The organism is Paenibacillus sp. J22P218, from assembly GCF_056269195.1.
Window position 1 is genome coordinate 1,717,294 of record NZ_JBWDNL010000001.1, and the last position, 22,883, is coordinate 1,740,176.

The window sequence follows — 22,883 nt, forward strand, 5'->3', positions numbered from 1 at the left end:
TGCGAAGCCGTTTCGTTACGGCGATACCGTCTTCGTATAAGTATCACGGGTTGAACCAGTTGACGCGCGAATATAGGCAATGTAAGGTGTTAAGGAGATAGCTAGCACGGCACCCAATGCGGACTTAAGGGCGTCACCGATAATGAACGGGTAGAAACCGCCTGTCATCGCTTTCGCAAAGTTCCAATTGAGCACATGCATAAGCCAAGGAATACCCGGCAAATACGTTAGCAGCGAGCTGAACAATTCAAATGCAAGGAATAAGGCAATGAACAATACGATTTTGTTGCGCTTGAATGTTTCGTTGCTTAGCACCCACCTAACGGCCAGGCTGATAAGCAGCGCGCAAAATGGAAATGCAATGATAAAGCCGCCGGTGTGGCCAATCAAATACGAGATGCCGCCCTTGCCATTAAATAGCGGTAGACCGATGGCGGTTAACAAGATGACGGTGAAGATGCTTAAGAAGGCGTTGCGCGGTGTAAGGAACAGTCCGGCTAGCAATACGCCGAACGTCTGAAGCGTAATCGGAACTGGAGAGAAGCTGAGCCTTATCGATAACGAATTCATAACAATGAATAACGCGGCGAATAAGGCGGTAAATACAAGCGCTCTTATATTATTGGTTTGGACAGGCATAACTTCGGATCGACTCCTTTATGTAGTTGCTTTTTTACTGTTAACCAACTATATTTGATTTGTGGTTAACAATTCGGATTGTAGCACAATGATTTGGTTTGGGGAAGAGGTTGGGTGAAAAAAATTGAATTTCATTTCTGAAGTAGAGTTGTTGGGCGTAACGGTTCGTCCGATCGCATTCGTTGAAAGGCAACAACCAATAGAGCCGATATTAAAGCAGGTTGATTTACATATACGATCAGGCGAGTGGATTACTTTAGTAGGGCGCAACGGAAGCGGAAAGAGCACGCTTGCTAAGGTCATCGCTGGCGGAAGAGTCGATGGTTTATCGGGAAACGTTAAGCGTTCTGATTCTGAGAGTCGATTAGTGCCGATCGTCATGCAGCAGCCCGAAGCGGCAATGGTCGGCGCTACGCCATGGGAAGATGTTGTACTTATGTTGGAGCAGAATGAGGCCGAGGAGCAAGCTATTGCAGCTTTAGCCGAGCAGGCGCTTCAAGCCGTAGGCTTAGGCGACAGGTTGCATCAGCCGATCAGCACTTTGTCGGGCGGACAGAAGCAACTCGTCGCCATTGCCGGCTGTCTCGCCGTCTATTCGCCGTTGCTTGTGCTGGACGAAGCTACTTCGATGCTTGATCCTGATGCGGCCGCATTCGTATTAAAGCAAGCGAGAGCGATCCATAGCAAAGGGACGACCGTCATCTGGATTACGCAGAAGCTTGACGAGCTGGATGAAGGGGATCGTATCGTTGCCATGCAGGATGGCAGTCTCGCGTTTGATGGAAGTGCATCGAATTGGTATAGAAGAGAAGACGGGCATGATGGAGACAGCGTATGTGAAAGTCTTGGCTTCGAAGCGCCTTATACGGTTCAGCTTGCATGGGAGATGGAGAGGTTAGGGCTGTCGCTTGATCCATTCCCGATCGTGCCGGCGATGCTGGCGAAGGCGGTGAGCGGTTATGGGGGCTGATTGGCGACTTAAGGATGTATCGGTCGTTACAGATGGACCAGAGCGAAAGACGCTGTTGAAGCAAGCTAATATACGGTTGGAAGCGGGCAAAATTACGCTGCTCGTCGGACGTAATGGAGCGGGAAAGTCGACGCTGCTGGAGACGCTGGCGGGCCTGCGAGAGGCGCGCAATGGCGAAATCAAGCTCGGTGATGAGCCTTTATGGATCAAGAAGGGGCGGCGAAGGAAATTAAACGCATCGGTATCGCTGCGTTTCGGCCTGTCGATGCAGCATTCGGAGTCGCAGTGGTTTCTGTCCACGGTGCGCGGCGAACTGCTTTATTCGATGAAGACGTACAAGGTATCGGCGGAAGAGGCGGAGCGAAGGATCGAGCGGGCGATGGCGTCAGCGGGTCTTGACGCCGAGCTGTTAACGCGCGATCCTTGGACGCTCAGCGGCGGACAGCAGCGACGTCTGTCGCTCGCCTGCTTGCTGGCGTGCGAGCCGGAATGGCTGCTGCTGGACGAGCCGACGGCGGGTCTTGACGCCGTCGGCATCCGCAGCCTGTGCGCGGTGCTGGAAGCGCACAGGGCTGCAGGGCGCGGAGCGGTCGTGGTGACACACGACCTCGATGCGCTGCTGCCGCTCGCGGATGCGGTTGCCGTCGTTGAAGACGGCAACGTCCGCGAAGCGGCACCCGCTGCGGCGGCGCATGCGCACGCCGCAGCTGCGCCGGAGGCGCTGCGCGCGCTAGCCGCGCTGCGCGAGGCGGCGGCTATGCCGCCGCAAGAGCCTGCGGCGCCCGCGCGGAGCGGCGGGGCGCCATGGCCGTCGCCGCGCGAAGCAGCCGCGGCGGCGGCAGAGCAGCTGGCGCGCCGCATAGGCGGGCGCGCCTCGCAACCGGCAGCGGCGGCATCTGCGCCGCCAGCCGCCAGCTCCGCCGCTGCCGCGGCCACAGCCGCGGACGCCCCTAAGGGGCGAGCGCCGCGCGCGGATACATTCGATCCGCGCGCGCTCGTCGCGGCTTATCTGCTGCTCGCCGCCAGCCTGCTCGCTCAACCAAGCTTGGCCGCGCTTGCGCTTTCGGCCTGCGTGACGGCGCTGCTGCTCGTGCCATTCCGGCAGCTTATCTATCGGTGGGCAGGCGTCATTCGCGCCTACGCGTACTTTATCGTCATTATCGGCGTCATAAGCGGCATCCAATTCCGCCCGCTTGCCTTTCTATGGAGCAGTGCGGAGCCGACCGTGCTTAGACTATGCCAATTGCTCGTCGTAATGATGCTTGGCATGCCGATGCTGCAATTAGTAACGCCGCTGCGTCTGCAACGATCCATTCAGCAGACGTTCGGATGGATGTCGCGCCTGCGTATCCCGATTCATTCCTTTGCTTTGCTCGTTACGTTGATATTCAGATTCATACCGCTGCTGGCAGGGGAATGGGAGAGGTTTGCGAAGCTTGCTCATGCGAGAGGGAAGGCGGTAACGCCGCTGCGCAGCGTCCCGATTAAGATGCTGTATTCCGTCATCATTCCATACATTCGATCGATTGTACGACTAGCGGAGCAGATGGCCGATGCATTAGAAGCACGCGGATTTGGCCATGTTCGCAAGAAGCCGACGTACGGATTTCGGCTGCGATTCGCCAAGCCCGATTACGTACTGCTTGCCGCAACGCTTGCCGCTAGCGCCATACAACTAATAATCGCCGCCTCCTTATAGGAGAGCGGCGATTTTGTTGATCCATTGTCCGTCGTGATCGGCAAGCAACGTCCGCCAGCCATGCTGCTCCGCCTGCCTAAGATTAGCGGGATGATCGTCTACGAATAGAATGGGGACGTCCGGCCCCAGCAGACCATGAACATGGATGAAGATGTTGTCGCTAGGCTTCTTCATGCCGACATCGCTTGAGACCGTAACCGTGGTGAAATGATGGCGGACAGGCTCAATAATCGGATTCACCCACTCCGCAACATGATTGCTTAGGATATGGAGGTCGGCTTTATCGCTCCAATCTGCAACCTTATCCAAAGCGGGAAGCGCAGTCAGACTCTCCGCCAAATAATGCTTAGCCTCTCCGGTATCAATGGAAGGGAGCTGCACTTGCAGCCACTTCCAGAAATCCGTTTCCGCAAGCTGCCCCGTCCATAGCCGCTTCGATATTTGCTGTTTGTAATCCGCATATAAACGGTCAACCGCCAGCTCGGCGGATTCGGCGAGCATGTGCCAAAACGTTGGCGATAAATTCGTAGCGAGCACGCCGCCAATATCAAGCACGAGCTGTGTTCGCTTCTCGCTAACAGCACCTGTCATAAGCTGATGTCCCCAGAAGAAGAAGGCTTTGCTTTTCGTGCGCTTGCTCGTTCCATAGATGACCAAAGCCATACGAGCAGCGCTGCCGCAGCGCCCAACATCGCTCCGAATACGAAGCCGCTGTCGAGTCCCCAGCTCTCGTTAAGCCATCCGGCAAGGAAAGGTCCGGAGAACATGCCGATCGCATACAGCGCTTGATACAAGCCCATTGCCGTCGCGCGCCCAGGCAGCTCGACATCCCGAATAGATAGGGCGAGCAGCAGCGGCAGATGAAGTCCTTGGGCAAAGCCGTTAAACGCTTGTGTAATGACGAGCATCTCATACGATTGGAAGAAGGCCATCGAAGCGGTGCATAACGAGCTAACGGTAAAGCCGATCCCGATTGTTCCCCAATAGCCGAATCGCTTAACGAACCAGGAAGCCGTCAGCGAAGAAGCTATCGCATGAGGAAGCATGAAGGCGAATACGAGCAGCGTCAGCAGCGAGCCGTTCGCGCCGAGCTGTTCTGCCTTAAGCGGCGTAAAGCCGAACATCGTGATGAACAGCACGCCATGCGCTAATATCGAAAGGATCGACACCTGAAGGAGCAGCTTCGTGCGAATCACATTTTTGACCATTGCGAACGACATCGCAGGTCGGCTATCAGCAGCAAGCTTTGGTTCCTTAAGCGAGAATGCAAGCGCAAGACCGATTGCGGATAGGATGGCGCCTGTAATGAAAGGGGCATTGTCGCCAAGGCCATCGTTCAACCAGCCGCTTAGCACCATGCCGAGCATCTGTCCGGATACGATCATGACGCTTATATTGCCCATCGCGCGGCCTGTCTGGCCTGCTCCGAAATAGCTTGCATATAAGACGGTGAAAGCAACCCAGGTCGAAGCGCAGACTCCTGCCATCATACGGCCCGCAAGCGGCCATGCCCATATTCCCGGTACAATGAAGAGCAGACAGCTGATGCAGGAGGTAATCATGCCGAGCAGGACGAATGGTTTGCGCTTGCCCCATTTGTCCGACATAATCCCAAGCGGGAAGCGGCCAAGCATCTGGACGAAGCCATAGCTGCCAAGAACGATGCCTATCATTTGGAGCGACAGCCCGCGACCGCTTAAGTAAGGGGTAAGAATGGGTACGTAGGTGTACATAGATGTCCAATACAGAATGGTAACAATGGTAAACAACAGTTTTTGTGATCGATCATTTGCTTGCATAGGTATGAAAAAACTCCTTTCCCTAACACTTTAGCGCATGAACCTCGAAATTGTCACTTGCTATTTTGTAAGGGATCGTGGAAACTTTATCCATGGATAAGCGTATAAATCTTAGTCATAAACGATAAAGAGGTGAGCGTCATTTGAACGAGGAAACTGCGAAGAAGAGCAAGTGGAAGAAGGAATTAAGGGATTGGCTCATGTCGCTGGCGATAGCCATTATTGTTGCGATGTTATTCCAAAATTACGTGTATGCCCAGTCTCAAGTTCATAACGTCTCGATGCAAAATACGCTTGTTGCCGGACAACGCCTGATCGAGGATAAATGGTCCTATCGCTTCCACAGTCCTGAGCGCGGCGATATCGTCATTATTAACGGACCGGAAAGCGAGCTTCGACTCGTGAAGCGGGTCATAGGTTTACCGGGCGATGTCATTGACATTCGTGACGGGGAAGTATACATAAACGGCGAGAAGCTGTACGAGGACTACGCGAAAGGGAACACTTTCGCAGGTATGTACGAGGTTCCGTTCACTGTCGAACCTGGTTATTTATTCGTTATGGGCGACAATCGCGAGCATAGCATGGACAGCCGCGAGCTGGGCCCGATTAAGTTATCCAGCATTGAAGGCAAAGCGGTATTCCGTATTTGGCCTATTAATAAATTCGGCGGTTTGTATGACCGCTAGAAGCGGAGAATAAGCAATGCCTTTTACCTTGTCACATCCTTTATATGCGGCTCCGCTCCGCAAGCTAATGCCTTCGCTAAGCCTAACAGGACTCGTGCTCGGAAGCATGGCTCCCGACATGGAATATTTTGTGGCCATGCAGCCTTATCGTTCAATCGGCCATTCCTTTATCGGTTTCCTGACCCTTGGACTTCCTCTGTGCTTAGCGATTGCATGTGCTTATCATTGGATTGTTGCGCCCAGGCTGCATTTGTTCATGCCTGCGATCGGCGGGATTAATACCTATGTCCATCAGCAATTGTTGCCCAGGCGACTGGCACATCGGGCTGAATGGACTTTTTTTGATGCGTTAGCCATTTTTGTTTGGTTGTTGTCTGCCGGGATCGGTTTTATGTCGCATGTGTTTGTCGACAATTTCACGCATAGCGGCGGTTGGTTCGTGCAGCGGATACCGGCGCTTCAATTGATGATTGCAGGGGAATATGCACATCACTGGCTGCAGCATTCGCTATCCGCGCTTGGGCTAGCCGTGCCGTTCTTCGTTCTATGGCAGCGCTGGCGCAAATGGCATAAAGCGATATCCGTCAATCAGTCAGCAATGCCGCTGCCAAACCTTCCATTCCTTAAACGTTTGCCGTGGAAAGAAACGCTGCTGCTTCCTGTATTCGCTGCGCCTTTTCTGCTAGGAAAGCTGTTGATATCGGATCAATGGGTATCCATTAGCATATGGGCTGTAGCGCCAATAACGAGCTTCCTTATAAGCTTATATTTCGTTTCGCTGATACTTGGGACAGGCTATCGGTGGAGGAAGGCTGTGGCGATATTTTTGCCTTCGCTAGTCATTCTTGTCTACACTTTGCTCGATTGGCATGCGGAACGGCCGCTTATAGGCTGGATTGTTTTTATTTGGCTGCTTGCTGCTTCAATCATTGCAGGGGCACGATTATGCTCCCAAAACAGCGATGATACTTGTCGTTAAATATTAATAGCATTAATTATGAATCGCATAAACGATAAATTTCTACTGCGCTAAACGTAATAATTTTGTAAGAAATGGTTACTAGTTCGTTTAGAAATAGCCATTATGATAAAAGATAGATTGACGCGTTAATAAATCTAATAAAGCAGTGTGAATAAGCAATAGGCAGGGCGTGTATCGAATGTCCATTCGTGTAAAGCTGTATGTGTCTTACCTGGCTATGACCGTAGTTCCGTTCATTCTCATGATCGCTTTCTTAATGTTCGTATTTCATGCTGGAGGCATGCAGGACATCAGACAGTACATCGAGATCGAAAAGACAGAGAAGATGAGTCAAATGTTGATCTACGGCGAGCTCTCGTACGTTATTGAGAACGATTCGGACAAGATGAACGAAGAGAGTTATGTGAACGATCTGCAGTCGAGGCTAAGCGAGCAATGGGCGGGTCTGCTTATTGCTAAGGAAGGGAAGCTTGTATCGATTCCTCCTTTCCTGCAAGAGCTGTCTCCGGAAGAAGACTGGCAACAACTGCTGGACAATCCTCCAGATAAAGCGCCGCTTGGATTGTTCCGGTTCGAGACTGACGCCTTCGGCTTCCGGTATCCCGATGGCAGCGAAGGAGAAATGCTGCTGCTCCGGCGATATGACGTCGTTCCGCTCTTCTGGCGTCCGTTAGGCACCGCAATCGGCCTTGCGTTCGTCGCCCTGACCGGTTTGCTGTTAACGTACTTTGTGTCGCGCAGTATTATTAAGCCGATCCAGCAGCTCAAGACGGCAGCGCTGCAGATCAAAGACGGCGACTTGTCGCAGCGGCTTGTGAAGACGGGCAGAGGCGAGATCGGCCAGCTGAGCGCCGCGTTCGAGGCGATGCGAATACGTCTGAAGCAATCGATTGATCAGAGCTTGCTGTACGAGGAGAATCGGAAGATGCTGCTGTCCCATATCTCGCATGATTTGAAGACGCCGATCTCGGCGATCAAAGGTTATGTCGAAGGTATAATGGACGGTATTGCCAATACCGACGAGAAGCGGGAGCGGTACATGCAGACGATTTACCGCAAAGCGGGCGATATGGATCAACTGATCGACGAGCTGTTCCTGTTCTCCAAGCTGGACCTGCAGACGGTTGCCTTCGATTTCAAAGTGCTGGATATGAAGCGATATTTGGAGCATTTTCTCGAAGAGCAGCGTTTCGATCTGGAAAAGTCGGGTGTTAAACTCACCTACTCTGCGCCAGCTAAGCCGTCGATTATGATAGCGGCTGATCCCGATAAGCTTAGCCGGGTGCTCACGAATATTTTGAACAATTGCGTGAAGTATATGGGGCAAGAGGGAGAAGGCGGCGAGAAGCGGATCGACGTAACCATCCAGGACGAAGATCGATATGCGGTTATCGAGCTGGTGGATACAGGTCCGGGAATAGACGAGGAGGATCTTCCTTATATATTCGATCGATTCTACCGAGCCGAACAGTCGCGCAATTCCGAGACCGGCGGCAGTGGTCTTGGGCTTGCCATAGTCAAACAAATAATCGAAGGGCATGGCGGCGTCGTATGGGCTGAAAATGCGATAAATGGCGGAGCTCGCTTCTTCCTGAAGCTGCCGCTTGCGACAACGCCTAAAGCGGTGACTGAACATGAAGAACATACTGATCATTGAAGACGAGAAAGCTATTGCCGAGCTGGAACGCGATTACTTAGAGAGTTATGGCTACAGCGTACAGATTGAAGGCCGAGGAGATATCGGCTTGGAGAAGGCGCTTGCGGGAGAGTTCGATCTTATCATTCTGGATGTTATGTTACCGAAGCTGGACGGCTTCGAAATATGCAGACAGATCAGGCAATCACATAATATTCCCATCCTTATGGTCACTTCGAAGAAAGAAGATATTGATAAGATTAGAGGCTTGGGACTGGGAGCGGACGATTATATGACGAAGCCCTTTAGTCCGAGCGAGCTTGTAGCAAGAGTCAAAGCCCATCTTGCCAGATACGAGCGATTGACCGGCGACCGGTCAGGCGGAGAACGAGGCGAACAAATACGGATTCGCGGCTTGCTGATTGATAAGCCTTCCAGAAGAGTGACGATTCACGATAACGAATCGAGCCTGACTTCGAAGGAATACGAGCTGCTGCTGCTGCTCGCTTCGCATCCGAACCGCGTATTCGAGAAGGAAGAGCTGTTCGAGAGAATTTGGGGTCTCGATTCGAACGGCGACGCAGCTACGGTTACGGTACACATTCGGAGGCTGCGCGAAAAAATAGAGCATGATCCGTCGAACCCGCAATATATCGAGACGATATGGGGCGTCGGTTATCGCTTTAAAGTATAAACAGACAAACAAAGACTGAGGAGTGAGAGGTTTTGAAGAGCATCATTCGATTTTCATTAAACAATAAGTTTGCTTTATGGATTTTAACCGCGCTAGTTATGTTCGCCGGCCTTTATTCCGGATTGAACATGAAGATGGAGACGATGCCGGATATTACGATACCGATCGTAAGTGTTACGACGGTACTTCCCGGCGCTGCCCCGGAAGAAGTTTTGGAGAAGCTGACTAAGCCGATCGAGCAACGGACGAGAAACTTGGAAGGTGTCGATGTCGTTAGCTCGACTTCCTATGAGAATGCGTCGTCCGTCGTTATCCAATACACATTTGATACGGATATGGACAAAGCAGAGTCGGAAGTGAAAAGTCTGCTTGCGGACTTGAACTTGCCTGAGGGTGCACAGGACCCTCAAGTGTCCCGTCTAAGCTTGAACGCATTCCCGGTTGTATCGCTTAGCTTGTCGGATGAGAAGCTGTCCCTTGAACAATTGACGAAGCTGGTGCAATCGAGCATTTTGCCTGAGCTGCAAGGTATCGAAGGCGTAGCGAGCACCCAAATATCCGGACAAAACGTTATGGAAGGCGAGTTGGCGTTCAAGCCGGCAGCCATTGCCCAATACGGACTGACCGAAGATATGATTAAAGGCATGATTCAGGCTTCGGCTGTTAAAGCGCCGCTTGGCATTTTTGAATTCGGCGATTCGGAGAAAGCGATTGTCGTTGACGGCAACGTTGTAACGGAAGACGATCTGAAGAACCTATTACTGATGCCTAATGTGAAGCTCAGCGATGTAGCGGATCTGAACGTCGAGGGCAAGGCAGAGTCGATCTCCCGTACGAATGGCCAAGACGCGATCGGCATTAACATTGTGAAGGCAGCCGATTCGAATACGGTCGATGTCGTGAACAAGGTAAAAGAAACGATTAAGGACCTGGAGCAAGACAATGACGGTCTCGTTATCGTCACGACTCTCGACCAAGGAAAGCCGATCGAAGATTCCGTCCACACGATGATTAACAAAGCGCTTATCGGCGCAATCTTTGCGGTCATTATTATTTTGATCTTCCTGCGCGATATTCGCTCGACTATTATTGCAGTGGTGTCGATACCGCTTTCGATCTTGATCGCTTTGCTTATTTTGAGCCAATTGGATATTACGCTTAACATTATGACGCTTGGCGCAATGACGGTCGCGATTGGCCGGGTTATTGACGACTCCATCGTCGTCATCGAGAACGTCTATAGAAGAATGGCGCTGAAAGGCGAGAAGCTGAAAGGCAAAGATTTGATTTTGGATGCGACGAAGGAAATGTTCGTTCCGATTATGTCCTCCACAATCGTTACGATTGCCGTATTCCTGCCGATGGCACTCGTATCTGGCATGATCGGTGAACTCTTCATGCCGTTCGCGCTTACGATCGTGTTCGCGCTGCTTGCATCGCTGGTTGTAGCGATTACAGTTGTGCCGATGCTGGCGCATATGATGTTCCGCAACGGACTTAAGCCAGGCAAGGAGCATCACGAAAAGCCAAGCCGCTTGGCGGAATGGTACAAAAAAGTATTGACCAAGTCGTTGAACCATAAAGGTATCACATCGCTTATTGCTGTTGTGTTGCTCGTTGGCAGCTTGTTCCTCGTGCCAGTAATCGGCGTCAGCTTCATTGCCGGCGACGAGCAGAAGAGCGTTATGGTCACTTACAATCCGGCACCGGGCGAAACGCTTGAGCAAGTCACGGCGATGGCGCTTGAAGCGGAGAAGCTGTTGCTCGCTCGTGAGGAGCAAGGCATTGAGATCGTTCAATATGCGGTGGGCGGATCCAATCCATTCAGCCCTGGCGCATCGAAGCAAGCGTTGTTCAACTTGACGTACAACGAAGATGCGAAAGGATTCATAGAAGAGAAAGAGAAGATCGTACCGCTCTTGCAAGAGCTTGGCGGCAAAGGCGAATGGAAGCAGCAAGACTTCGCCGCCGGCGGTCTTGGCGGCTCAGGCATGTCGATGCTCGTGTACGGTCCTGACATGGAAACGATCACGCCGGTCGTTGCTGACTTAACGGCGAAGCTGAAAGAAAACCCGGATTTGAAAAAAATCGACTCCAGCTTATCGGAGACTTACGAGCAGTACCGAATTGTTGCCGATCAATCGAAGCTTAGCCAATACGGCTTAACTGCAGGCCAGATCGCGATGGCGCTGAGCCCGGTACGCGAGACGCCGCTGCTCACGACGATTGAGAAGGACGGCGAAGATGTTAACGTTTATGTGAAGGTCGAGCAGAAGACTTACAAAGAGAAGGCTGACCTTGAGAATGTGATGTTGAAATCGCCGCTGGGTACGGAAGTTGCCCTGAAAGATGTCGTTACGATCGAAGAAGGCGAATCGCCAAATACGATTACGAGCCGCGACGACCGTATTTATGCGGAAGTGTCCGCTGAACCGACAGGATCCGACATCGGCGCAGCGTCGGCTGAATTGCAAACGATGATTGATGAAATGGAGTTGCCTGCTGGCGTTAACATTGAGATGGGCGGCGTAACGGAGCAAATCAACGAGTCGTTCACACAACTCGGATTGGCGATGCTTGCAGCCATTGCAGTTGTTTACCTCGTACTCGTTATTACGTTCGGCGGCGCATTAACGCCATTCGCAATACTGTTCTCGTTGCCGTTCACCGTTATCGGTGCGCTTGTCGGCTTGTTCTTGGCTGGCGAGACCTTAAGCGTTACGGCAATGATTGGCGCATTGATGCTGATCGGTATCGTCGTCACGAACGCGATCGTACTCATCGACCGCGTTATCCAGAAGGAGAAAGAAGGCTTGTCCGTTCGCGAAGCGTTGCTTGAAGCAGCAGGAACGAGACTTCGTCCGATTCTGATGACGGCAATTGCTACAATCGGCGCTTTGCTGCCGCTTGCACTCGGATTCGAATCCGGCGGCATGATTTCCAAAGGCATGGCGGTTACCGTAATCGGGGGTTTGACTAGTTCAACGCTGCTTACGCTGATCTTCGTACCGATGGTATATGAATTGGTAAACCGTAAGAAGAAAAAACAAGCTCAAGCGTAATGGAAAGACATCGTTTATAGCATAATCAACAAAAAAGCTGATCCTAGCCCTTGCGGCTGGTGGATCAGCTTTTTTGCTTGTATATGACGGCTAGGAAACCGTTAATTTGCCTACCATATCCGCATGGCCGGAGCCGCATTGGATGGAGCAGTGGAAGTCGTAAGAGCCGGCTTTGTCGACCGTAAAGGTAGCGCTCTCGCCGTTTTTCAAATTAACGTCGAAATCCGGAATTTCCAGGCCATGGTTGCCGGTGTCGTTCTTGAGCGTAATCGTTACTTTATCGCCCGCGTTCAACTTGACGTCAGGCGGGTCAAATTCAAAGTTGGTAGCGTTCACGGTAATCGCTTTTGCTTCGCCGCCGCCATTACCGCCATTTCCTGCGGGGGGCGTTGTACTGCCGTTATTATTGTTGGTATTGTTGTTGCCGCAGCCGCTTAATGCCATTACCGCTGCCAATGCAGTGACCGTGAATGTCAATGCGAGCTTCTTCTTCATGCTGTAATCCTCCTCGAATGGTGCTGATGCGTTGGCTGGTTAGCCGATTCTGTCTTCCATTAACGTTCCCTGCAATACCTGCTTTTAAACGTAAAACCTCGCTTTATCGATCTGTAATGGTCGTTTGAGACCGCGTGCAACTATTTTCATAGCGCATTCGTTCGATATTACAACAAGCTGTATGGAATCCGAATCCATAAGGGGGAAGTCATTTTATGATTGATGCTTCAATGCTTCATCGCCCGATTAAGCGATCGAAGGCTAGATTATTAGCCGGAAAATGGTGGTTCACAATCAAACGATATGCGACTTGGCTGTCGCCAAAGGTGAAAATGGCAAGGGAACGTTCTGAAAGCGATCTAGCCCACAATATTTTTTCTCATCGGACGCCATTATTCCGACAGCTTAAGGAAGTTGATCGCTGGCTGCACACCAATAAGGCGATAAACTTAAAGCTGGCTGCGAACAAGCTCGACGGTTTAACGCTTAAGCCTGGCGAGACGTTCTCCTATTGGCGGACGATCGGCAAGCCTACACGCAGCAAAGGATATGTAGAGGGAATGGTGTTATTTTATGGCGGCTTTAAGACAGGTGTTGGTGGCGGACTATGTCAAATGTCGAATTTGATTTACTGGATGACGCTGCATACGCCGCTGACCGTAACGGAGAGGCACCGTCACAGCTACGACGTATTTCCCGATGTCAATCGTACACAGCCGTTCGGGAGCGGGGCAACATGCGCGTATAATTATTTAGATCTGCAAATTAAAAATACGACTGAAGCAACGTACCAATTACGGGTATGGGTAAGCGAAAACGAGCTTTTTGGCGAATGGCGATCTGATTTGCCTCATTATAATCGCTACGAAGTGTACGAAAAAGAACATATCATGGCATCGCAGCCATGGGGCGGTTATATTCGAAGCAATGTCATTTATCGCAAAACATTTAATCGTGAGCAACAGTTGCTTAATGATGAATATATCTCATCTAACAATGCCTTAATGATGTATGCGCCGCTGCTGGATCAGCCGGTCCGTTAACGTATAGAATATGGACGGACAGGTGAACCTATTTCTATTGTTATGGATTTTAGACAAAGGAAATAGGAAGGTGTTGTCGTACATATGCTCCGTCATATCGTTATGAAGGCGGTATTCGTACTCTTAAGCTTTACCAATTCGGATGTGATGACCGGAGAAGAAGCATCAGCGCTGCATGCGGAACCCAGCTATGCGAAGTGGGGAAAGCTAGCCATGGAGGAGACAGCCAGGGCGTATCGTGACGCTTCTATCATTGATTACAAATATGAAGGCAGGCACGCGATGGGCCGAGACGAAGCCGAGGAAAGTTTCCTGCTATGGGTTAAGCAAGGCGGCCGAGAATTCGGCGTTCGCGTTACGATAAAGGTCGAAGCTGCCGCCGATAAGCTTAAAGGTGTCAGTTTGGTGGAAGTAAAGTAAAATAATTGAAACACAATCGATCGCTTGAACGTATTAGCGATTAACAGACGACATTGCCGCAAGCGTCTAATACTAGGAAGACGAGAGGAGCAGCTTAATGTTAATCACAACAACACCGACCATAGAAGGACGTCCGATTTTGGATTATACAGGTGTAGTGACCGGAGAGGCGATCATGGGGGCCAACGTCGTACGTGACTTCTTCGCATCGATAACCGATATTGTCGGCGGCCGTTCGGGGGCCTATGAGAGCAAGCTGAAGGAGGCTCGCGATGTTGCCTTCGAAGAAATGAAGATGCAAGCGTCGAGGATTGGCGCGAATGCGATTGTTGGCATCGACATCGATTATGAGGTCATTCGGGACGGCATGCTGATGGTAGCTGTCAGCGGAACGGCAGTTCGAATCTAATTGGCGCAATCGTTCCAATCGTCATATAATTACAAAGAAAGCGACAATGCTGCGACCCTCGTAGAGTAGTTGTTGCTTTCTTTTTTGTGTGCTTAAGGACGGTACTTAGCCGTCTTTAGCATAATCTATCATTTGCAACTAAATGATTCGCTTATTCGTTATGATAGAGATGTGCTGCTTAAGATGAGGGGCTTATACAAAGAGAGGAGTCAGAATGTGAACCTATTGAACAAAAGGTTGATGCGATTTACGATGTTTGTTGTCGTATGCGGCTTGCTCGCCGCAATGGCATTGCAGACAGGAAGCACAGCGACTGCTGCGCCTCAAACTGAGGGAATAGCGATTCAAGCAAGCGTTGGTTATCAAGGAACAGTGAAGCAAAACGAATGGTATCCGGTTCGATTCAAGCTGATCAACCAGACGGGAGAGGACGTAAAGGGCGAGCTCGTCCTGACGGCGGTATCGTCGATGAGCAATACGTCTGTTGACTATGTAGCGTCAGCTGAGCTTCCTATGAATACGGAGGTAGAGCTGACGATACCCGTTCCGGGTGATTCGCTTTCAAAAAACACGAGCAAAATTCGGTTTTTCAAAGGCTCTGTAAAAGATGGTAAAACCATTCCGATACTCGGTAACGATTACATAGAGACAAGAGTTAGTTCAAGCTATACGATCGGCGTCATTTCCCGTGATCCCGATACGCTTAATTTCATGCCTTCGCTCAATCAGCGCGGCTACGATATTACCGTTATTCCCATCGCGGAAGACGAGCTGCCGCGGGAAGGTATTTTGCTAGAGACCTTAAATACGATCGTTATTAACGATATGGCAACGAGCAATTGGAAGCCAGAGCAAGTGGACGCTATTAAAGACTGGGTCATTCAAGGCGGAACACTCGTATTGTCCGGCGGTGCAGGCTACAGCAAAACATCGCAAGCGTTCCAGGATATTGCACCGGTTATTGCCAGCGGTACAACCGAACTAACGAGTACAACAGCGTTAACCTCGTATAGCGGAACAGCACTCGAGAACGCCGATTCGATTACGGTTTCTACGGGACAATTAAACGATTCGCAGTCACTGCTTGAAGAGAGCGGCATAGAGCTTGCTGCATCTCGCAAGGTTGGTCTAGGCACAGTTATTTATGTGGCCTTTGATCCTTCGCTTGCCCCGCTTGCGACATGGGCGGGAAGCGCATCTCTATGGTCGAAGCTGCTGCAAGGTTCGTTATCGCCGCTTACGCAAGGGATGGTCAACGTATCCAATAATATGTTTTGGGAGTACAGCAATCTTATCGATCAGTTTCCTTCCGTTAAAGCGCCTGAATTCCTTTTATTGCTGGTCATGTTCGTTATTTATATGATTATCGTTGCACCGGTGCTTTATATCATTTTAGCGAAGTCGGACCGCAGAGAATGGGCATGGTGGCTCATTCCTTCCGTATCCATAGTAACAGGCATCATCATCTTCTATTTCGGTGCTGCCGATAAGCGGGAGATGAATGCTCATACGATTGAGATTGTAGAGCTGACCGGTCAAGGCGATGCGGTCAAGTCGGGAGCAACGGGGATTTTTGTGCCGAACGGAGGTAATATGAAGCTTGCCTACGACGAGGAACGTCATATGATCCCATACCCTTCAGACAATCAATCCAGTATGGGCGGCAATCTTGCATTGAACAACAATACTCGGCTTCAGATTGCGGAAGGTTCGTCATCTGTCCTGTGGCGCTCTGTTCCCTATTGGTCGACTCGCAAAACGTTGCTTGATAAGCAGACGATTCGAAACGAAGCCGGGCAGCTGGAGCTTGCTTATTCCAATACGAACGGAAAGGTTGAAGTCGAAGTTACTAACAAAACGGCTTCGGATCTGACGAGCGTCTCTTTAATTATGAATGGCAGCGTCCAGCGGATTGGAGACTTGAAAATAGGCGAGAGCGGTTCCGTTGCATTGCCTAGTACAGCGAATAGCCAGCTCGGCTATTATCCGTACGGCGATATGGTATTCCCTGGCACATCCGGTTATAACGGCACCGATTTCGAGTATTCGCGCGAGCGCGAGCTCGTCAATATGTATATGAACCGCAACAATAGCGGACTTGCGATGGGTTCGCCGCTAATTGTAGGCTTCAGTATCGACCATGATCCGCTCTATACGGTGAACGGCGATAAAGTGAAGGCCGATAATTTGAGCATGTGGGTGCAGCAGCTTGGCGAGGTGACGCTTGCGGGCAACCGGATCCAGGTGCCTGTTGGTATTATTCAGCCTATCATTACCGATAATGGCTTGCAGCGTATGGATCACTACGGCAACGGAATTATGGGTGTCGGAAGTGGCGAGCTCCAATTCGAATACACCGTTCCCAATGCAAAAGGGGTTAAATACGATAAGCTCGAAATTAGTTACAACTCGCAATATGCATCTTCTAATGGTGTATGGAGCATATGGAATGAAGTCAGCCAGCAATGGGAGGATGCTACAATGCTTGCTTCCGAGGTAGCGGAATACATGGTAAACGAGCAGTCGATTCGTATGAAGCTGACCGTCACATCGGACATGGAGACGGCATTGCCGCAAATCGCATTGGAAGGAGTGACGATTTCCAAATGACTACGAATAATAGAGTAGAGAACCCTGCAATCGACGATAACGCCGCTGCTGTTCCGATGATAGAAATTAAGCAGTTGGCTAAGCATTTCGGAAATTTTCATGCCCTTAAAGGAATAGATTTAACGATTGCCAAAGGAACCGTATTCGGGTTCGTGGGGCCGAATGGCGCAGGCAAGTCAACGACGATGTCGATCTTGGCTACGCTGATGGCTCCGTCGTCGGGATATGCGAAGGTTGACGGCATCGACGTGACGAAGCACCCTCATGAGGTGCGTAAGCGCATCGGCTATATGCCGGATTTCTTCGGTGTATACGATCAATTCAAGACCGTAGAATATTTGCATTTCTACGGTGCGAGTTACGGCATTCCGAAGGCGGAGCGGGAGCAATTGATTCCGCAGCTGCTGGAGCTTGTTAATCTAAGCGATAAGAAGGATGCCTACGTCGACACGCTGTCACGCGGGATGAAGCAGCGTCTCTGTTTGGCGCGATGCCTTGTTCATGATCCGGAGCTGCTCATTCTTGATGAGCCGGCATCGGGGCTTGATCCGCGTGCCCGCATCGAGATGCGCGAAATACTGCGAGAGCTCAAGTCAATGGGGAAGACGATCATTATTTCTTCTCATATATTGCCGGAGCTTGCGGAAATGGTCGATGAGATCGGCGTTATCGAGCATGGGCAGATGATCGCGCAAGGCAATGTCGCCGACATTCAAAATCGGATGCGCGTCAAACGGTTTCTTCATATTCGATTGCTTGAACGCGAGGACGAAGCGGAAGCTTTCCTGCGCGATCGTCCGCATGTGAACCGATTGCTGCGCGATGAACGGGGCATACAGGTGCATTTCAGCGGGCAGGACGAGGAGCAGTCGGGTCTTCTGCATGATCTAATTCATGCTGGATTTAAGCTTGTCTCCTATAGTGAAGCACAAACGAATTTGGAGGATGTGTTTCTCGAAATTACGAAAGGAGGCGACGGCGATCAATGAGAGAGCAAACGGCAGGAAAAAGCGGATTAAGCTGGCGGGCTAAACTCATTAATCCGGTGCTGAACAAGGAGTTCCGGCTTCGGATGCGAACGCCGCGTTCGATGTGGACGTTGTTTTTCTATTTGTTCGCGATCGGCTTAATGGCGCTTAGCGCGATCTATTTGACGCAGGTCATATCGGGCAGCGGGCGCTCGTTCGATCCTGAAGCGAGCAAAGTTTTGTTCTACTTCTTAAGTATGGCGCAGCTTGGTCTTATAGCGTTCATGGCGCCGGGACTGACAGCAGGCGTCGTTAGCGGAGAACGGGAGAAGCAGACGCTTAATCTGCTGCTGACGACGCAGCAAAGCTCGACGACGATTATTTTGAGCAAGCTCGTGTCGTCGCTAAGCTTCATGGTGCTGATCGTTATAAGCACGATACCGATATACAGCATGGTTTTCCTATATGGCGGCATATCGCCGAAGCAATTGCTGCTTGTGTTCCTGTTTTATATTTTCATGATGCTTGTACTGGGCTCGTTCGGCATAATGTTCTCGACACTATTCAAGCGAACGATGATTTCGGTGATTGTGACGTACGGCATAACGTTGTTTATGTTCGCTGGCACGGCGTTGTTGTTCTTCGTCATGGTAGGAGTGACGGAAGGATTTTCTCAGAACGGTTCCCAAACTTGGGTCGGACATATTATAGCCTGGAATCCAGCAGCTGCGCTGTACAGCATATTGGATCCGGAAATATCGCAGCAGGTATACAATTACGGAAGCTACAGCGGTGTTTCGCCTAAGAAACCATGGCTCACATTATGGCAGGAGTTTATCCTTATTTATTCGATTCTGTCCGTTCTAGCGCTATGGACGGCGATTGGGAAGCTGCGGCCGAGATTGAAACGATAGACATGATCGATAGATATGGAATCCAAGAAGGTAATTAACGACATTAATGATGAACAATTACTTGAAAATAGGAGGGGCGGATATGAAGGGAAATGTGCTGTTCGAGCTGTTAAGGCCGGTTAGGCGAAGGCTGACGACTTTCATCGTTATCCGCTACTCGCTGCTTGGTTTGTTAAGCGGGAGCCTCGCAGGCTTACTTATCCTGATTGCAAGCCGGATTTGGCCAATTCTTCATGTGTGCGCTTATGCTGCCGCTGCAGTTGGACTTGGCCTATGCGTGGGCTTAGTTATCGGCTTTTGGAAGCGTGCTTCCATAAGAGAGGCGGCGCGGACGATGGATAAGTCGGGCACAGAGGACGCGATTCGTACGGCGCTCGATGGACTCGAGCGCCCAGATGGTGAAGTGCAGCCGATTGTGCGGCTGCAGAGGGAAGAGGCAACCGCAGCGGCGCAGCGTTATGTCGGCGAGCTGCACACGCGGTTGCCTTGGCCGGCTTGGAGCAGATGGCGCAAGCCGGTGTATGGGGTGGCAGCCGTCTGGTTCGTGGCGGCTGCTTTGCTGTTATGGCCCAATCCGCAGGATGATCGGGCACAGGCGCTGGCGCAAGCGAGAGATCAGCTTGCGCAGCTGGAGCGCGAGGCGGAGAAGCTCGCCTCGCAGGCCGAGGAAGCTTCGCTGCCTGAGGCGGCGAAGCAGGAGCTGCTGCAGCCGCTTGAGCAGCTGCGAAGCAAGCTGGACGCGTTAAGCGGCGACCCGCTTGCGGCGCTCGAGCAGCTCGAGGCTGCGATGCGTGAGCTGCAAAAAGCTGCCGACCTTGCGAAGCAGGCGGCGGAACGGCTGGAGACTGCCGCGAGCGAGATGAGCGGCGACAGCAACTTGCGGCAATTGGCTGAAGCGATGCAGGACCGCGATGCCGAAGGCGTGAGCAAGGCGATCGACAGCTTGCGATCGGAGCTGCAGCGGTTAACGGAGGAGCAGCGTGAAGCAATCGCGCAGCTGATGGAGAAGCTCGCTGCCGAGCAGCCGAATCAGGAGGGCGAAGGCAGCGAGGGTCTGGCATCGGCGCTGAAGAAAGCGGCGGAGCAGGCACGTGAAGGCGGCGAGTCTGCAGGCGAGAAGGATGGATTAAGCGAACTTGAACAAGCGCTTAAGGAACAATTGTCACAGGAGCAGCTGGAGCAATTGGCAAGATCAATGACGGAGCAGCTAGGGCAAGAGGGCGAGGCGCTGGCCAGCCAAGCAGCTGCCGCCGGAGCTAATGTCCCTTCCGCATGGGCAGGGGGAGCGGCAGGCAGCGGCGGCGCTTCCGGCGAGCAAAGTCACTCAGGCGGAGGTTCTAGCGGACCATCGTCAGGCGAAGGCAGCGGGTCGAATCCGAGCGGAGGCTCTAGCGCTTCACCAAGCTCGGGACAAGGAGAAGGTTCAGGAGCCGGTTCCGGGCAAGGCAACGGCTCGGGGGCTGGCTCTGGGCAAGGAAGCGGGTCAGGCTCCGGCTCCGGAACGGGCCAAGGAAACGGCTCGGGTTCGGGTCATGGTTCTGGTTCCGGATCCGGTCAAGGAAACGGGGCAGGTGTCGGAACGGGCGGACGAACGCTCATCACGACGCCGCGCAATATGGCCGGCTCTGGCAATACGCAGCAGGACGGGGGACCATCTACAGGCGGTCAGACGGAAACCGGCGGCAAGTCGCCGATGATTGACGGGATGACACGTCCTTACGAGGAAGTGTACAACGAATACGCAGCCGAGGCGAAGGAGTCGCTAGACAGATCGCAGCTTCCGGCCAGCATGCAGGATAAGGTGAAGCAATATTTTGAACAAATTCAACCGAACCGATAATAGGAGGCTTCTATGATAGAGTCGAAATCGCAATTGGATGAGGCAGCCTCGCGAATCTCCCAGCTGAGAGATGAGATTGGAAGAGTGATCGTCGGCCAGCAAAATGTAGTCGAGCAGCTGCTCTGGTGCTTGCTGGCAGGCGGACATGCGCTGCTTGAAGGCATTCCAGGACTCGGCAAGACGATGCTCGTAAGAACGGTGGCTGACTGCGTATCGCTGCAGTTCTCGCGAATCCAGTTCACGCCGGATCTGATGCCCTCGGATATTACAGGAACGACATTAATCGATTTCTCTTCGCAAGGAGTAGCTGTACAGCGGTTCCAGCCGGGGCCATTGTTCGGCAATCTGGTGCTGGCCGATGAGATCAATCGCGCAACGCCGAAGACGCAGAGCGCGCTGCTCGAAGCGATGCAGGAGGGAACGGTGACGGCCGGCGGCGAAACTCATGTGCTGCCTAAACCGTTTTTCGTGCTGGCAACGCAAAATCCGATCGAGCAGGAAGGCACGTATCCGCTGCCGGAAGCGCAGCTTGACCGCTTTCTGCTGAAGATCGGCGTGGACTATCCGAGCAGGGAAGAACTGAAGCAGATTGTACTGCGCACGTCATCGGTGGAGCAGCATAAGGCGTCCGTCGTCATGGACGGTGAATCGTTGTCTGCCATTCAGCTAATGGCGAAGCAAATATTGCTCGCTGACGAGCTGCTCGATGCAGCCGTGAAGATGATTATGATGACACATCCGGGCGAGGCGGATGCGCCTGACGATGTGAAACGATACGTCCGTTTCGGTGCCGGCCCGCGGGCGCTTCAAGCGATCGCCTTGGTAAGCAAGGTTCGGGCCTTATGCGCCGGGCGATTGCATGTTAGCTGGAACGATATCCGCGAAACGGCATTTCCGGTTCTGAGACATCGGATTGTGCTTGGTTACGAAGCGCAGGCAATGGGGCTTTCCAGCGATCGCATGACCGAGGCGATCTTACAATCGATCGAGGCAGAGCGATGAGTGAAGCTCACAATCATTCACCGATACAAAAGCTAAACGCTGAAGAAGCTTTGAGGCTGCTATTCCCGGATATGTCGCTGCTAGGGCGTATTGAGCAGCTGCGAATTGCTTCCCGAAGCAAAGTGAAGGGGACGTTGGCAGGCAAGCGTAGATCGGTTTCCTTAGGCGGATCTCAGGAGTTCGCCGACTATCGGCCCTATGCGCCAGGTGATGATATTAGACGAATCGATTGGAGTGTCTATGGCAGGACAAGGCGAGCGTATGTCCGTCAATATTGGGACGAGCAAGAATTAATCGTCCATATGTATGTCGATATTTCACGTTCGATGTCGTTCGGCGCGCAGGAAACGAACAAGCTGCAGTACGCTTTAAGGCTCGCGGCGAGCGTAGGTTATGCCGCGCTATGCGGCGATGATCGAGTAGCTATGAAGCTGTTCACTGACCGCATTGTGCAGGAGCTTCCGCCCGTACACGGCAGAGCCTCATCGCCAAAATGGTTCCAGTTCATTGCGGATGCAACGCGTAGCATCAATTACGAGCAATCATCCGAGAGCGCTTTATCTGCGCTTGATCTTTCTGCTGTGTTTCGGGCGCCAGGCGTACTTCCACGCCGAAGCGGCGTATCCTGGTTATTGACCGATGCGATGTTCGAAGAAGGAATCGAAGCTGCGATCGTATCGCTTCAAGCGGCGAAGCAGCAGGTTGTTCTATGCCATCTGCTATCGCCTTCCGAGCTGGACCCGGGGCTAAGCGGAGAACTTAAGCTCATAGACAGTGAGCTCAAGACAGGCAAAGATATAGCGGTTGGTCACCGGCTTCTCTCCGACTATCGCAAAGCTGTATCGGAATACATAGAGCGATTGAAGCACCTTTGCGCCGAACGGGGAGTCATCTATGTATTCGTGAATACAGGTATTTCACTCAACGACACGATCCATCATATTTTGCTGCCTGAACAGGCACTAGCGGGCAAGTCGTAATTAATCTTAAGCCCGGGCAACGGCTTTGGAGA

At 51.9% G+C, this 22,883-nt stretch carries 20 protein-coding genes; 16 read left to right on the top strand and 4 right to left on the bottom strand.

From position 1 onward, the window contains the following. Nucleotides 1–15: 15 nt before the first annotated feature. Nucleotides 16–639, bottom strand: a complete 624-nt coding sequence (locus tag AC0YN0_RS07240) for a biotin transporter BioY (protein ID WP_475820601.1) — start codon at nucleotides 637–639, stop codon at nucleotides 16–18. Between the two features lie 124 nt (nucleotides 640–763). Between AC0YN0_RS07240 and AC0YN0_RS07245 the strand changes: the two genes are divergently transcribed. Next, complete coding sequence (locus AC0YN0_RS07245; protein WP_475820602.1) at nucleotides 764–1,609, top strand: ABC transporter ATP-binding protein; 846 nt, start codon at nucleotides 764–766, stop codon at nucleotides 1,607–1,609. Next, nucleotides 1,599–3,308 carry an ATP-binding cassette domain-containing protein gene (locus AC0YN0_RS07250; protein WP_475820603.1) on the top strand — a complete coding sequence of 570 codons (1,710 nt, stop codon included), beginning with the start codon at nucleotides 1,599–1,601 and terminating at the stop codon, nucleotides 3,306–3,308. Before AC0YN0_RS07245 ends, AC0YN0_RS07250 begins: the two co-directional genes overlap by 11 nt. On the opposite strand, the gene AC0YN0_RS07255 is transcribed toward AC0YN0_RS07250, so the two are convergent. Together AC0YN0_RS07255 and AC0YN0_RS07260 are read right to left on the bottom strand one after the other, a co-directional pair. After that, on the bottom strand, nucleotides 3,303–3,899 hold the full coding sequence (locus tag AC0YN0_RS07255) for an HAD family hydrolase (RefSeq protein WP_475820604.1): 597 nt from the start codon (nucleotides 3,897–3,899) through the stop codon (nucleotides 3,303–3,305). The two genes, AC0YN0_RS07250 and AC0YN0_RS07255, sit on opposite strands and share 6 nt — an antisense overlap. Continuing rightward, nucleotides 3,896–5,107, bottom strand: coding sequence for an MFS transporter (locus tag AC0YN0_RS07260; protein WP_475820605.1), 1,212 nt, complete (start codon nucleotides 5,105–5,107; stop codon nucleotides 3,896–3,898). The genes AC0YN0_RS07255 and AC0YN0_RS07260 overlap by 4 nt, the downstream gene beginning before the upstream one ends. 143 nt (nucleotides 5,108–5,250) lie before the next feature. Here AC0YN0_RS07260 and lepB point away from each other — a divergent pair, with 143 nt between their 5' ends. The 5 genes from lepB (at nucleotide 5,251) to AC0YN0_RS07285 (ending at nucleotide 12,170) form a co-directional block, all read left to right on the top strand. Further along, nucleotides 5,251–5,796, top strand: a complete 546-nt coding sequence (gene lepB, locus AC0YN0_RS07265; RefSeq protein ID WP_475820606.1) for a signal peptidase I — start codon at nucleotides 5,251–5,253, stop codon at nucleotides 5,794–5,796. 16 nt (nucleotides 5,797–5,812) lie between these two features. Next, the gene (locus AC0YN0_RS07270) at nucleotides 5,813–6,775 is read left to right on the top strand and encodes a DUF4184 family protein (RefSeq protein ID WP_475820607.1); all 963 of its coding nucleotides are present in this window, start codon (nucleotides 5,813–5,815) and stop codon (nucleotides 6,773–6,775) included. A gap of 181 nt (nucleotides 6,776–6,956) precedes the next feature. Next, nucleotides 6,957–8,435, top strand: coding sequence for a sensor histidine kinase (locus AC0YN0_RS07275; RefSeq protein ID WP_475820608.1), 1,479 nt, complete (start codon nucleotides 6,957–6,959; stop codon nucleotides 8,433–8,435). Beyond that, nucleotides 8,413–9,108 carry a response regulator transcription factor gene (locus AC0YN0_RS07280; protein WP_442050861.1) on the top strand — a complete coding sequence of 232 codons (696 nt, stop codon included), beginning with the start codon at nucleotides 8,413–8,415 and terminating at the stop codon, nucleotides 9,106–9,108. The genes AC0YN0_RS07275 and AC0YN0_RS07280 overlap by 23 nt, the downstream gene beginning before the upstream one ends. 32 nt (nucleotides 9,109–9,140) lie before the next feature. After that, complete coding sequence (locus tag AC0YN0_RS07285) at nucleotides 9,141–12,170, top strand: efflux RND transporter permease subunit (protein WP_475820609.1); 3,030 nt, start codon at nucleotides 9,141–9,143, stop codon at nucleotides 12,168–12,170. 90 nt (nucleotides 12,171–12,260) lie between these two features. Here the strand turns inward: AC0YN0_RS07285 and AC0YN0_RS07290 are convergent, their stop codons facing one another. After that, nucleotides 12,261–12,665: a cupredoxin domain-containing protein gene (locus AC0YN0_RS07290; protein WP_475820610.1), complete on the bottom strand. Its 405-nt coding sequence runs from the start codon at nucleotides 12,663–12,665 to the stop codon at nucleotides 12,261–12,263. Nucleotides 12,666–12,880: 215 nt separating this feature from the next. Between AC0YN0_RS07290 and AC0YN0_RS07295 the strand changes: the two genes are divergently transcribed. The 9 genes from AC0YN0_RS07295 (at nucleotide 12,881) to AC0YN0_RS07335 (ending at nucleotide 22,851) form a co-directional block, all read left to right on the top strand. Further along, nucleotides 12,881–13,708 carry a VanW family protein gene (locus tag AC0YN0_RS07295; RefSeq protein WP_475820611.1) on the top strand — a complete coding sequence of 276 codons (828 nt, stop codon included), beginning with the start codon at nucleotides 12,881–12,883 and terminating at the stop codon, nucleotides 13,706–13,708. 84 nt (nucleotides 13,709–13,792) lie between these two features. Then, entirely contained in the window at nucleotides 13,793–14,128 is a 336-nt protein-coding gene (locus AC0YN0_RS07300) for a DUF3889 domain-containing protein (RefSeq protein WP_475820612.1), read from the top strand. A 97-nt stretch (nucleotides 14,129–14,225) separates the two neighbouring features. Further along, nucleotides 14,226–14,537: a heavy metal-binding domain-containing protein gene (locus AC0YN0_RS07305; protein ID WP_337102963.1), complete on the top strand. Its 312-nt coding sequence runs from the start codon at nucleotides 14,226–14,228 to the stop codon at nucleotides 14,535–14,537. 216 nt (nucleotides 14,538–14,753) lie between these two features. Continuing rightward, nucleotides 14,754–17,147, top strand: coding sequence for a DUF4350 domain-containing protein (locus AC0YN0_RS07310; RefSeq protein WP_475820613.1), 2,394 nt, complete (start codon nucleotides 14,754–14,756; stop codon nucleotides 17,145–17,147). A gap of 56 nt (nucleotides 17,148–17,203) precedes the next feature. Next, on the top strand, nucleotides 17,204–18,136 hold the full coding sequence (locus AC0YN0_RS07315; protein WP_475820918.1) for an ABC transporter ATP-binding protein: 933 nt from the start codon (nucleotides 17,204–17,206) through the stop codon (nucleotides 18,134–18,136). Further along, nucleotides 18,133–19,029, top strand: coding sequence for an ABC transporter permease (locus AC0YN0_RS07320; RefSeq protein ID WP_475820614.1), 897 nt, complete (start codon nucleotides 18,133–18,135; stop codon nucleotides 19,027–19,029). The genes AC0YN0_RS07315 and AC0YN0_RS07320 overlap by 4 nt, the downstream gene beginning before the upstream one ends. Nucleotides 19,030–19,111: 82 nt before the next feature. Continuing rightward, nucleotides 19,112–20,869 (top strand): hypothetical protein, encoded by a 1,758-nt coding sequence (locus AC0YN0_RS07325; RefSeq protein WP_475820615.1) that lies wholly within the window; start codon nucleotides 19,112–19,114, stop codon nucleotides 20,867–20,869. Nucleotides 20,870–20,881: 12 nt separating this feature from the next. Next, a complete protein-coding gene (locus AC0YN0_RS07330; protein ID WP_475820616.1) occupies nucleotides 20,882–21,871 on the top strand; it encodes an AAA family ATPase in 990 nt (329 codons plus the stop codon). Next, complete coding sequence (locus AC0YN0_RS07335) at nucleotides 21,868–22,851, top strand: DUF58 domain-containing protein (protein ID WP_475820617.1); 984 nt, start codon at nucleotides 21,868–21,870, stop codon at nucleotides 22,849–22,851. The genes AC0YN0_RS07330 and AC0YN0_RS07335 overlap by 4 nt, the downstream gene beginning before the upstream one ends. The last annotated feature ends 32 nt before the right edge of the window (nucleotides 22,852–22,883 follow it).